This is a genomic window from Rhodanobacter sp. Soil_C_14 (genome assembly GCF_057657335.1).
The window spans coordinates 358,944-371,153 of record NZ_JBDGIQ010000002.1 but is presented as its reverse complement, the minus strand read 5'-3'; the positions used below and the strand labels follow the sequence as shown (position 1 = coordinate 371,153).

Here is a 12,210-nt window from a genome sequence, read left to right as displayed (position 1 = left end):
TCGTTCAGCTGGATGAAGCCCCGCTGAGGATGCGCCGGATCTCCGGGCGGATTCCGGCGCGGGACTTACTCGCCGATCGTCAGCAGCGAGGCATTGCCGCCGGCCGCGGTGGTGTTGACGGTGAGCGTGCGCTCGCCGGCGAAACGCAGCAGGTAGTGCGGGCCGCCGGCCTTGGGGCCGGTGCCGGACAGGCACTCGCCGCCGAACGGCTGCACGCCGACCACCGCGCCGATCTGGTTGCGGTTGACGTAGCAGTTGCCGACGCGGGCGTGGCTGGCGATGTAGTCGACGGTGTCGTTGATGCGGCTGTGGATGCCCAGGGTGAGGCCGTAGCCGGTGGCGTTGATCTGGTCGACGATCTGCTTCAGCTCGCTGCCCTTCCAGCGGATCACGTGCAGCACCGGGCCGAACACTTCGCGGGTCAGCGTGGCGAGCGAGGGGATTTCGTAGGCCCGCGGCGCGAAGAAGGTGCCGTTGGCGGTGAGCGCGGGGTCCAGCGCGACCTCGCCGATCTTCTTCGCTTCCTTGTCCATGCGCGCGGCGTGGTCGACCAGGATCTGCTTCGCGTCCTCGTCGATCACCGGGCCGACGTCGGTGGACAGCAGGCCCGGATCGCCGACCTTCAGCTCGGCCATCGCGCCGGTGAGCATGGCGGTGACCTTGTCGGCGATGTCTTCCTGCACGAACAGCACGCGCGCGGCCGAGCAGCGCTGGCCGGCGGACTGGAACGCCGAGGCGATCACGTCCTTGACGATCTGCTCGGGCAGGGCGGAGGAGTCGGCGATCATCGCGTTCTGCCCGCCGGTCTCGGCGATCAGCGCGGCGATCGGTGCATTGCGCGCGGCCAAGCTCCGGTTGATCGCCCACGCGGTGTCGGTGGAGCCGGTGAAGGCGACACCGGCCACGCGCGGGTCCCTGGTGAGCGCGGCGCCCACGGTAGCGCCGTCGCCCGGCAGGTACTGCAGCACGTCGACCGGCACGCCGGCTTCGTGCAGCAGCTTCACCGCGGCATGGCCGATCAGCGAGGTCTGCTCGGCGGGCTTGGCGATCACGCTGTTGCCGGCGGCCAGCGCGGCGCTGACCTGGCCCAGGAAGATCGCCAGCGGGAAGTTCCACGGGCTGATGCAGACGAACACGCCGCGACCGTTGAGGAACAATTGATTGCTCTCGCCGGTGGGGCCGGGCAGCGGTTCGGGCTGGCCGAACAGGCGGCGCGCCATGGCCGCGTAGTAGCGCAGGAAGTCGGCCGCCTCGCGGATCTCGGCGATCGCGTCGGGCAGGCTCTTGCCGGCCTCGCGCACGCACAGCGCGATGAACTCGCCGCGGCGCGCTTCGAGCTGGTCGGCGGCGTGTTCGAGGATCGCGGCGCGGCTGGCCGCGGGCAGGCGATCCCAGCCGAACTGGGCGGCGACCGCGTTGCCCAGCGCCTTGTCGACGGTGGCGCTGTCGGCGCCGGTATAGCTGCCCACCACCTGGCGGCGATCGGCCGGGTTGGTCACCTGCACGGTCGGGCCGTTCGCGCTCGCGCCCGGCACCAGCGGCGTCGCGGTCCACGGGCCGGTGTGTGCGTTGACCGCGTCGGCCATCGCCTTCAGTTCGTTGTCGTTGGAGAAGTTGACGCCCATGGAATTCTTCCGGGTGATCGAATTGGAATGCTGCGCAGGCGCGGTGTTGTCGCCGTAGAGATTCACCGGCAGCGGGATGCGCGGATGCGGAATGGAACTGAAGCCGCGCACCGTCTCGCAGGGATCGGCGACCAGCTCGCGCACCGGCACGCTTTCATCGACGACGCGATTGACGAAGCTGGTGTTGGCGCCGTTCTCCAGCAGGCGACGCACCAGGTACGGCAGCAGGTCTTCGTGCGTGCCCACCGGCGCATACACGCGGCAGGGCACGTTCAGATTCTGCGGGCCGATCACCTCGGCGTACAGGTCGGTGCCCATGCCGTGCAGGCGCTGGAACTCGAACGGACGGCCGTGCGCCAGGTGATGGACGGCGGCGATCGAGTGCGCGTTGTGGGTGGCGAACTGCGGATAGATCAGCTCGCTGCCGGCATCGAACAGCTTGCGGGCGCAGGCCAGGTAGGAGACGTCGGTGTTCGGCTTGCGCGTGTACACCGGATAGCCGGCCAGGCCGTTTTCCTGGGCGCGCTTGATCTCCGCATCCCAGTAGGCGCCCTTGACCAGGCGCACGTACCAGCGGCGGTTGGCGGCGCGCGCGGTCTCGACCAGCCAGTCGATCACGAACGGCGTGCGCTTGGCGTACGCCTGCACCACGATGCCCAGGCCGTTCCAGCCTTCCAGCGAGGGATGGGCGAAGACGTCGCCGATGATGTCCAGCGACAGCTCCAGCCGCTCCGCTTCCTCGGCGTCGACCGACAGCGCGATGCCATGCTTCATCGCCAGCTGCGACAGTTCCAGCAGCTTTTCGGTGAGCTGGCGGCGCGCCAGCTCGCGCTTGGCCACTTCATAGCGCGGATGCAGCGCGGACAGCTTCACCGAGATCGACGGCGCGTCGGTGTGGTTGGCGAACGGGCCGCGCGCGCCGATCGCGGCGATCGCGCGGCGGTAGTCTTCCTGGTAGCGCTCGGCGGTGGCGCTGGTCAGCGCGGACTCGCCCAGCATGTCGTAGGAATAGCGGTAGACCGCGTATTCCTTCTTCGCGCAGCGGTCGAGCGCCTCGTCGATGCTGCGACCCATCACGAACTGGTGGCCCATGATGCGCATGGCCTGGCGCACGGCAAGGCGGATCGCCGGTTCGCCCGCACGACCGACCAGCCGCTTCAGCGCGCCGGTGAAGTCGTGGCGGGTGTCCTCGGCGAGGTTGACCAGGTGGCCGGTCAGCATCAGGCCCCAGGTCGAGGCGTTGACGAACAGCGATTCGCTCTGGCCCAGGTGCTTCTTCCAGTCCGCGTCGCCCAGCTTGTCGCGGATCAGCTTGTCGGCGGTGGCCTTGTCCGGAATGCGCAGCAGGGCTTCGGCCACGCACATCAGCAGCACGCCTTCCTCGGAGGAAAGATCGTACTGGCGCATGAAGGATTCGACCGCGCTCTGGTCGCTGGCGCGCGACCGCACGCGGGTGACCAGGCCGGCGGCCACGTCGATCACCTGTTCGCGTTCGGCCGGCGGCAGGCTGGCCTGGACCAGCAGGTCGTTGACCGCTTCGGTCTCGTCGCGCAGCCAGGCCGCAGTAATGCGCGCGCGCGCGGGCGTGCAGTCGAGGGGAAGTTCGGGGCTGAGAATGGCTTGGGTCACGGGAAGCTTGCCAGAATCCGCTCGGGGCGGAGGGAAGCGCGGGATTGTACGCCGCAGCTCGCCATTTCGGGCGGCTGCGGCCGCTTTCCGCAGGGCAGGCGAGCATGTCCGCAGGCCCTGCCCCGAGACGTGATCCAGGTCAACAGGGTGCGACATTCTTGCCCGTTGCGCCGCCGCGGCCTATCATTCCCGCGTTCCAGGCACGCCGGATCCCCATGATCGTGCTTCGACCAGCTACCGCCGGCTTGCCCTGCGTGACGATGTGGCTCAAGCCCAATCGCACGCTCAGCCGGCGCGGTCTGCGTCGACTGATCATGGTTCTGGCAGCGCTGGTGCTGATGACGGCTGGACTGGGATCGTGGCAGGGGAATGTGTTCGCTCCGCTGTTTGCCCTGGTTGAATCCGCCGCCGTGGCCTTCGCCCTGAGCGTGGCATGGCGGGCCGGTGACCGTAGTGAGCGCATCACTCTCGACGCCGTGTCGCTGGAGGTGCAATCGCTGCCAGGCCGGCGCCGCATGCGTTTCCAGTCGTACTGGGTACGCGTGTTGCTGGAGCCCGCCAACGGGCGCCAGCGGCTGCTGCTGTCATCGCATGGGCGCGAGCTGGAGATCGGCGCATTCCTGGCGGATCAGGAACGCGTCGAGCTGTCGAAGAAACTCATGGTGTTGCTGGCCGATCTCAACGGACAGCTACGCAGGTAGGTTCAACAAAGGTGCAAGACATGACATCTGGCGGCATCAGGCGATCATTCACGGCAGCGGCGGCTCTCGCCCTTGCCTCGTTCGGCAGCGTGGCCCTGGCCGCTCCCGGTCCGTGGCAACTGAACATGGAGCGTGGTTCGAGCACCTGGTCGCAGGTGCCGTACCATCTCAACAACATCTCGCTGGCCGTGTGCACCGTGATCGGCGTGCTGGTGTTCGGCGCGATGTTCGTGGCGATGTTCCGCTTCCGCAAATCGCGCGGTGCGGTCGCCGAGAAGTGGTCACACAACACCATGGTGGAAGTGATCTGGACCACCATCCCGGTGCTGATCCTGATCACTCTGGCGTGGCTGGCCACCGGTGGCCTCACCAGCTGGGCCGACACCACCGGCTCGCAGATGACCGTCAAGGTCACCGGCTACCAGTGGAAATGGCGCTACGACTACGTCGACTACATGGGCAAGTCGATCGACAAGGTCGGCTTCATGTCCAAGCTGGATACGCAGAGCGACCAGACCCGCCAGCTCGGTTCGGGCATGGACCCGTTCGCGGTCAAGGTCGGTGACGAAAGCACCTATCTGCTCAATGTCGACAAGCCGCTGGTCGTGCCGGTCGACACCAAGATCCGCTTCGTGATCACCAGCGGCGACGTGATCCACTCCTGGTGGGTGCCGGCGACCGGCTGGAAGATCGACGCCATCCCCGGAATCATCAATGCCGCGTGGGCGAACTTCACCACGCCGGGCACCTATCGCGGCCAGTGCGCCGAGCTGTGCGGCCAGGATCACGGCTTCATGCCGATCGTGGTGGTGGTGAAGTCCAAGGCGGATTTCGCCAAGTGGCTGGCCGAGCAGGAGACGCAGTCCGCCGCGCCCGCCGCCACGCCGCAAACCGCGCAGGTCGCCATCCCGGCCGGTGGCAAGCAGGGCTGACCCGCGGGTCAGCCTTGTCGGCACGACTTCATTTTCGCAGTTGCATTCCACTTTCAGGTTAGAGGTACGTCATGTCCCACGCAGCCACCCATGATCACCATGATGATCACCACGGCGCGCCGAAGAATTTCTTCCAGCGCTGGGTCATGTCCACCAACCACAAGGACATCGGCACGCTGTACCTGGTCTTCGCGCTGACGATGTTCTTCATCGGCGGCAGCTTCGCGATGGGTATCCGTGCCGAGCTGTTCAAGCCCGGCATGCAGCTGATGCAGCCGTACTTCTTCAATGAGCTCACCACCATGCATGCGCTGGTGATGATCTTCGGCGCGATCATGCCGGCCTTCGTCGGCCTCGGTAACTGGATGATCCCGCTGATGGTCGGCGCGCCGGACATGGCGTTGCCGCGCATGAACAACCTGTCGTTCTGGATCCTGCCGTTCGCCTTCATCCTGATGCTGTCCACCCTGTTCATGCCCGGTGGTGGCCCGGCCGGTGGCTGGACCATGTATCCGCCGCTGGCGCTGCAGAGCGACTCGCTGGCCTACGTGGTGTTCGCGGTCCACCTGATGGGCATCAGCTCGATCATGGGCGCGATCAACATCATCGCCACCATCCTCAACATGCGCGCGCCGGGCATGGATCTGCTGAAGATGCCGGTGTTCGTGTGGAGCTGGCTGATCACCGCGTTCCTGCTGATCGCCGTGATGCCGGTGCTGGCCGGTGCGGTGACCATGCTGCTCACCGACAAGTATTTCGGCACCAACTTCTTCAACCCGGGCGGCGGCGGCGACCCCGTCCTGTACCAGCACATCTTCTGGTTCTTCGGCCATCCCGAGGTCTACATCATGATCCTGCCCGCGTTCGGGATCATCTCGGAAGTGGTGCCGACCTTCGCGCGCAAGCCGATCTTCGGCTACAAGGCGATGGTGTTCGCGATCGCCTGCATCGCCTTCCTGTCGTTCATCGTGTGGGCGCACCACATGTTCGCGGTCGGCCTGCCGCTGGGCGCTGAAATCTTCTTCATGTACGCCACCATGCTGATCTCGGTGCCGACCGGCGTGAAGGTGTTCAACTGGGTCGCCACCATGTGGGGCGGTTCGATGACGTTCGAGACGCCGATGCTGTTCTCGCTGGCGTTCATCATCCTGTTCACCATCGGCGGCTTCTCCGGCCTGATGCTGGCGCTGGTCCCGGCCGACTTCCAGTATCACGACACCTACTTCGTGGTGGCGCATTTCCACTACGTGCTGGTGACCGGTGCGCTGTTCGCGATCATCTCGGCGGCCTACTACTGGATGCCGAAGTGGACCGGCAACATGTACAGCGAGTTCTGGGGCAAGGTGCACTTCTGGAACAGCGTGATCTGGGTCAACGTGCTGTTCTTCCCGCAGCACTTCCTGGGCCTGGCCGGCATGCCGCGCCGCATCCCCGACTACAACGTGGCGTTCGCCAACTTCAACATGATCAGCTCGATCGGTGGCTTCCTGTTCGGCGCCACCCAGCTGATCTTCATCGGCGTGCTGATCCATTGCGCGTTCTTCTCCAAGAAGAAGGCCACCGACCGCGTGTGGGAAGGTGCCAAGGGCCTGGAGTGGACCGTGCCGTCGCCGGCGCCGCATCACACCTTCGAAGTGCCGCCGGTGATCAACGACGACGAGCTGGCGCACGGTCACGTGAACGACTGACGGTTTTCGCGACATCCTGGCCAGCGCCGGGATATCGCACAGGAACAGGCAGCAGATGAAGCAGGAAACGATGAAGTCTCCGGTCACCGATGGCGACGACAGTCGCCGCCGGGGCGTACGACGCACCGTGACGGTGCTGGTGGCGATCGTGGCGTTCTTCTTCCTGATTTCGTTCGTGCAGATCGTGTTGATGAAGTAATCGGTCGCGATTGCCACAAAGTTTTCACCGGTTCGCCGCGGCGGCGGCCGGCACGCAGTTCCCCGGGCGACATGACGGGGCAGAGCCATCAAGAGAAATCCACGGGGTTACACCATGGGTCAGCAGCACGACGCTTATTTCGTACCGGCCAAGAGCCAGTGGCCGATTGTGGCCGCGGTGGTCATGTTCCTCACCGTGTTCGGTGCCGCGCACTGGCTGAATGCAGCGCCCGGTGAGGCTGGCTTCGGCAAGACCGTGCTGACCGTCGGCGTGATCGGCGTGCTGGCCATGTTCTTCGGCTGGTTCCGCTCGGTGATCCGCGAATCACTGGCCGGCAGCTACAACCACCAGGTCGACACCTCGTTCCGCATGGGCATGATGTGGTTCATCTTCTCCGAGGTGATGTTCTTCGGCGCGTTCTTCGGCGCGCTGTTCTACATCCGCATGTTTTCGGTGCCGTGGCTCGGCGGCAACGGCCATGGCGTGCTGACCCACCAGTTCCTGTGGAGCGATTACGCTGCCGCCTGGGGCGCCAACGGCGGCAACGGCCCGGAACAGATCGGTGGTTCCTTCCACACCGTGCCGGCCTGGGGCCTGCCGCTGCTGAACACGCTGATCCTGCTGACCTCCAGCGTCACCGTGACGATCGCGCACCACGCGCTGCGCGCGGGTCACCGCGGCAAGATCCTGCTGTTCCTGGGCCTCACCGTCCTGCTCGGCGCAACCTTCCTGTACTTCCAGGCCCACGAGTACATGGAGGCCTACCGCGAGCTCAACCTGACCCTGCACAGCGGCGTCTATGGTTCGACCTTCTTCATGCTGACCGGCTTCCACGGTCTGCACGTGACGCTGGGCACGATCATGCTGGCGGTGATCTGGTTCCGCGTGCTGGCGGGTCATTTCAACAAGGAGCACCACTTCGGTTTCGAAGCCGTGGCCTGGTACTGGCACTTCGTCGACGTGGTCTGGCTCGGCCTGTTCATGTTCGTGTATATCTTGTAGTTGGGCGAGGTCCTTCTCGCGGAGCGACCGACAACAAAAAACCCGCCATCGGCGGGTTTTTTGTTGTCGCTGGATTGGCCCCGGCGGGCGAGGCGGCGGCACAACCGCTACAATTACTGGCCGACGTCGTGGGGATGGATCCAGCCCATCTTCCAGCCGATGATCACCATCGCGATCAGGAGCAGGGACAGGCCGATGCGGCGGGTCAGGGCCCACACCGTGCGCCGGTCGTCATCCTGATCCTTCATCATGAAGAACAGCGCCTGGCCGAGGCTGAAGATCACCACCAGCAGCACCACGACCAGCGCAAATTTATAGACGGTTTCCACGTGATTGATCCGATCCAGTTCGACATGGCCAGTATAGCGGTCGCTGGCAGGCGCCCGGCGTGAGCGGTTTTCGCCGTCCGTCGTGGTGGGCGCTGCTGCTGACCGTGGCCGGAGCCTTGCTGTTCGTGCGTCTGGGCTTCTGGCAGCTGCATCGTGCCGACTTCAAGGAAGCTCTTCTGCGACGGTATGCCGCGGCGGCCACGGCGCCCGTGCAGGACTTCCCGCCGGCGTCGGGATCGTCGACACCGGCGCCGGACCGCTTCGCCCGGGTGCGGGTCCGCGGCCGTTACCTGGCCGACCGCATCTACCTGCTGGACAACCCCAAGCACGACGGGCTTGGCGGGGTGGAGGTTTTCGTCCCGCTGGCGCTGCATGGCGACTCGCACCTGCTGCTGGTCGACCTGGGCTTCCTGCCCGGCAACGGCAATGGCAAGACGCCCCAGTTGCCGCCGCTTCCGGCCGGCGAGGTGACCTTGCAGGGCCTGTACGTGCCGCCGCCGCCGACCGGTTTCGAGATGGGCGGCAATGCGCTTGCGCAGCAGGCCGGCTGGCCGAAGAGCACGATCTTCCTCGACACCAGCGAAGTCGCGCGCGATCTTGGCCAGCCGCTGTATCCGCACCTGCTGGCGCTGGATGCCGACCCCGCGTCGATCTACGTGCGCGTGCACACGCTCGATTTCTCCTCGATGCCGCCGGCGCGGCATCGGGCCTATGCCTTCCAGTGGTTCACCTTTGCGCTTGCCGCGGTGGTGATCCTGCTGGTCGTGCATCGCAAGCGCAAACCGCGCAAATCCGATTCCACCAAGGTTGATGACGTCCGATGAAAGCTGCCGATCCCGCCGCCGTGCGCAAAAGCCGAATCTTCCTGGTGCTGGTCGCGCTGGTTTTCGCCGCACCGATGATCGCCGCCGCCCTGCTCGGCTGGGCGGGCTGGATGCCCGGCACCAAGGGCAACGGCGAGGCGATCCTGCCGCAGCGCAATTTCGTGACCGAGCAGTTGCGCGTGCAACTCGCTGACGGCAAGACCTATGCGTGGCGCGACAGCTCGCCGCGCTTCACCCTGGTTGCGCTGGCCGGTCCGGACTGTGCGGCGCAATGCTTCGAGACGCTGACCGGCATCGCCAAGGCGCGGGTCATGCTCAATCGCAATCAGTCGCGCCTGCGCCTGCTCTACATCGGCGCGCCACCGGCGGATGCGAACCAGCGCACCGCGATGCAGGCGTACTGGACCTTCGGCAGCGATGTCGAAGGCAAGCTGGCCACGTATGTGCCGTCCACGCCGGACAGCATCAGTGCGGTGCTGGTCGAGTCCAACGGCACCGCGCTGTCGTTGTATCCGGCAGGTTTCGATGAGCCCGGCCTGCTGCGCGACATGCTGAAGGTGATCAAGTGATGTCCCAGCGTACGGTGAAGGCATTGCGCTGGCTGGCCCTGTTCGCCACCGTGTTCGCGTTCGGGCTGGTGATGTTCGGTGCGTTCGTGCGGCTGTCCAACGCCGGCCTGTCCTGCCCGGACTGGCCGACCTGCTACGGACAGGTGACCTGGCCGCAGCATGCGCAGGCGGTGGCCCACGCCGACGCAAGCTTCCCCGATCGTCCGTACGAGGCGCACAAGGCCTGGCGCGAGCAGGTGCACCGCTTCCTCGCCGGTACCCTGGGCGTGATGGTGCTGTTGCTGGCCCTGTTGGCGAGCTGGCGCCGTCGCGCGGCGCTGCTGGCGGTCATCGCCGGCGCGCTGTTCGCGGCGCTCGGGGTGGGCCTGTACATGCGCGGCGAACACCTGTGGTCATCGATGCTGGCCGCCTGCGCGATCGCGCTGCCGCTGATCGCCGCGGCCCGGCTGCCGCGTCCGGCCGCATGGAGGATCTGCGTGCTGGCGCTGGCGGTGATCATCTTCCAGGCCATGCTCGGCATGTGGACGGTGACCCTGCTGCTGAAGCCGGTGGTGGTGATGGGCCACCTGCTCGGCGGCATGGCCACGTTCGCCTTGCTGGCTTGGGCCGCGTTGCGCTTCGCCGGCGTGGCCGCGGCGGACGACCGGCATGCCGGCCTGCGCCGCTGGGTGGCGCTCGGCGTGGTGCTGCTGTTCTGCCAGATCGCGCTGGGCGGCTGGACCTCGGCGAACTACGCCGCGCTGGCCTGCGGCTACGGTCCCGGCTCGTTCCCGCAATGCCTCGGCCAGTGGGCGCCGCCGACCGACTTCCACGAAGGCTTCGTGCTGTGGCGTGGCATCGGCGTGAACTACGAGGGCGGCGTGCTGGACATGGCCGCGCGCAGCGCGATCCAGATCGCCCACCGGATCGGCGCGCTGGTGGTGTTCTGCTACCTCGGCGTGCTGGCGGTCGGCGCGGCGCGGCGCGGCCTGCGCCTGGCCGGCCTGGCGATCGCGCTGGCGCTGGCGATCCAGGTCATGCTGGGCATCAGCAACGTCTACCTGGGCCTGCCGCTGACGGTGGCGACCGCACACAATGGTGGCGCAGCCCTGCTGCTGTTCACCCTGCTGGCCACGCTGGCACGTACGCAGCGGCGGCATGACGAATCGATGTTCCTGTCGTTGGGGCGACACTGAAGATGAGCGTTTTTCGCGAGTACCTGCAACTGACCAAGCCGCGCATCGTCGCCCTGCTGGTGTTCTGCGCGGTGATCGGCATGTTCCTCGCCGTGCCGGGCATGCCGCCGTGGCGGGCGCTGGTGTTCGGCACGCTGGGCATCTGGCTGGCGTCCTCGTCGGCCGCCGCGTTCAACCAGCTGATCGACCAGCGCATCGACAAGCTGATGGTGCGCACCGCACACCGGCCATTGGCCACCGGTCACCTCAACGTGCGCCAGGTGTTCGTCTTCGCGCTGTTGCTGGGCATCGCCTCAATGGTGGTGCTGGTGCTGCTGGTCAACACGCTGACCGCGGTGCTGACCTTTGCCGGACTGATCGGCTATGCGGTGATCTACACCGCCTTCCTGAAGCGGGCCTCGCCGCAGAACATCGTGATCGGCGGCCTCGCCGGCGCGATTCCGCCGGTGCTGGGCTGGACCGCGGTCACCGGCGCGCTGCACCCGTACGCGCTGCAGCTGTGCCTGATCATCTTCGTGTGGACCCCGCCGCATTTCTGGGCGCTGGCGATCTTCCGTCGCGACGACTATTCGCGCGCCCAGGTACCGATGCTGCCGGTGACCCACGGCGTGGTGTTCACCCGCTGGCACATCCTGTTCTACACCGTGTTGCTGGTGCTGGTGACCCTGTTGCCTGCGCTGACGGGGATGAGCGGGCTGGTCTACCTCGGTGGTGCCGTGGTGCTGGGCGGCGCCTTCCTGTATTACGCGGTGCGCCTGCTGCACCCGCCCGACGAGCTGTACTCGATGAAGGTGTTCAACTACTCGATCATCTACCTGATGGCGCTGTTCGCGTTCCTGCTGGCCGACCACTGGCTGGTGGCGCCGATCGTGCGGCAGGCGGTGACCGTGCTCCAGGTGAGCTGAGCGGCTCACACCCGTTCGCCCGACGGCGCCGATTTTTTCGATTGACACTCGCGCGGCGCCGCACCAAAATGCGCGCGCCCTCCGGCGCGCTCGCGCCGGCCGGCTTCCTGTCCTGACTAACCAAGGCATATGGACGTTTACCCTAGTCGCAACGTCGACATCCGCTCGCTTCGGGTGCCGGCGCCGCATAACAACAAGTTGAACGCCTGCGGCGACCGCCTGCGGTCGGCTGGTGCTTTCCGCTAGGGAAAGTCCGGCCCACTCCTGAGGACGCCCCCGGCGTCGTCATGAGGAGATGGGCTGATGAAGCTCCTTCACGATTTTTTCCGCCTGCACCTTGCAGGCCGGCGCGCGTCAGCCGTTCGCGGCGGTGCCGCCATGCCCGAGTTCAGCGTGACCGTGCCCGCGCCCCTGGCAGCGCAGGTCACCGAGGACACGGCTTGTGCAACGCCCGACAGCCGCGGCACCGCTCGCCGCGAGCCGGCGTCCTTCCTGAAATCCTCGCGTCATCACCGCCGCGGTGCCGCGCGCTGATGAAGGCCGTAATTCGCCATCCGGGGTGGCCTCCGCCATCACCAGGGCCGGCGTAGCCGCCGCCAACGGGCGCCGTGCGCCGCCCGCCGCAAGAGCTC

The 12,210-nt window shown here is 66.5% G+C and carries 12 protein-coding genes; 10 read left to right on the top strand and 2 right to left on the bottom strand.

Annotation, left to right across the window (positions count from 1 at the left end):
- Positions 1-65 precede the first annotated feature (65 nt).
- Positions 66-3,254: a bifunctional proline dehydrogenase/L-glutamate gamma-semialdehyde dehydrogenase PutA gene (gene putA / locus AC3A56_RS07280; protein WP_487769838.1), complete on the bottom strand. Its 3,189-nt coding sequence runs from the start codon at positions 3,252-3,254 to the stop codon at positions 66-68.
- A gap of 260 nt (positions 3,255-3,514) precedes the next feature.
- Between putA and AC3A56_RS07275 the strand changes: the two genes are divergently transcribed.
- The 5 genes from AC3A56_RS07275 to AC3A56_RS07255 all read left to right on the top strand — a co-directional run bounded on the left by AC3A56_RS07275 (position 3,515) and on the right by AC3A56_RS07255 (position 7,776).
- A complete protein-coding gene (locus AC3A56_RS07275; protein ID WP_056715440.1) occupies positions 3,515-3,955 on the top strand; it encodes a DUF2244 domain-containing protein in 441 nt (146 codons plus the stop codon).
- A 20-nt stretch (positions 3,956-3,975) separates the two neighbouring features.
- Entirely contained in the window at positions 3,976-4,887 is a 912-nt protein-coding gene (gene coxB / locus AC3A56_RS07270) for a cytochrome c oxidase subunit II (RefSeq protein ID WP_056715406.1), read from the top strand.
- A gap of 71 nt (positions 4,888-4,958) precedes the next feature.
- Entirely contained in the window at positions 4,959-6,575 is a 1,617-nt protein-coding gene (gene ctaD / locus AC3A56_RS07265; protein WP_056715410.1) for a cytochrome c oxidase subunit I, read from the top strand.
- A 55-nt stretch (positions 6,576-6,630) separates the two neighbouring features.
- On the top strand, positions 6,631-6,774 hold the full coding sequence (locus AC3A56_RS07260) for a hypothetical protein (RefSeq protein WP_487769837.1): 144 nt from the start codon (positions 6,631-6,633) through the stop codon (positions 6,772-6,774).
- A gap of 114 nt (positions 6,775-6,888) precedes the next feature.
- Positions 6,889-7,776, top strand: coding sequence for a cytochrome c oxidase subunit 3 (locus AC3A56_RS07255; RefSeq protein ID WP_056715413.1), 888 nt, complete (start codon positions 6,889-6,891; stop codon positions 7,774-7,776).
- Positions 7,777-7,889: 113 nt separating this feature from the next.
- On the opposite strand, the gene AC3A56_RS07250 is transcribed toward AC3A56_RS07255, so the two are convergent.
- Positions 7,890-8,105 (bottom strand): twin transmembrane helix small protein, encoded by a 216-nt coding sequence (locus AC3A56_RS07250; protein ID WP_007806734.1) that lies wholly within the window; start codon positions 8,103-8,105, stop codon positions 7,890-7,892.
- Between the two features lie 59 nt (positions 8,106-8,164).
- Between AC3A56_RS07250 and AC3A56_RS07245 the strand changes: the two genes are divergently transcribed.
- The 5 genes from AC3A56_RS07245 to AC3A56_RS07225 all read left to right on the top strand — a co-directional run bounded on the left by AC3A56_RS07245 (position 8,165) and on the right by AC3A56_RS07225 (position 12,112).
- Entirely contained in the window at positions 8,165-8,929 is a 765-nt protein-coding gene (locus AC3A56_RS07245) for an SURF1 family protein (protein ID WP_487769836.1), read from the top strand.
- A complete protein-coding gene (locus tag AC3A56_RS07240) occupies positions 8,926-9,498 on the top strand; it encodes a hypothetical protein (protein WP_487769835.1) in 573 nt (190 codons plus the stop codon). The genes AC3A56_RS07245 and AC3A56_RS07240 overlap by 4 nt, the downstream gene beginning before the upstream one ends.
- Positions 9,498-10,673 carry a COX15/CtaA family protein gene (locus AC3A56_RS07235; protein WP_487769834.1) on the top strand — a complete coding sequence of 392 codons (1,176 nt, stop codon included), beginning with the start codon at positions 9,498-9,500 and terminating at the stop codon, positions 10,671-10,673. Before AC3A56_RS07240 ends, AC3A56_RS07235 begins: the two co-directional genes overlap by 1 nt.
- A 2-nt stretch (positions 10,674-10,675) precedes the next feature.
- Entirely contained in the window at positions 10,676-11,578 is a 903-nt protein-coding gene (gene cyoE / locus AC3A56_RS07230) for a heme o synthase (RefSeq protein ID WP_487769833.1), read from the top strand.
- Between the two features lie 303 nt (positions 11,579-11,881).
- On the top strand, positions 11,882-12,112 hold the full coding sequence (locus AC3A56_RS07225) for a hypothetical protein (protein WP_056715427.1): 231 nt from the start codon (positions 11,882-11,884) through the stop codon (positions 12,110-12,112).
- Positions 12,113-12,210 lie beyond the last annotated feature (98 nt).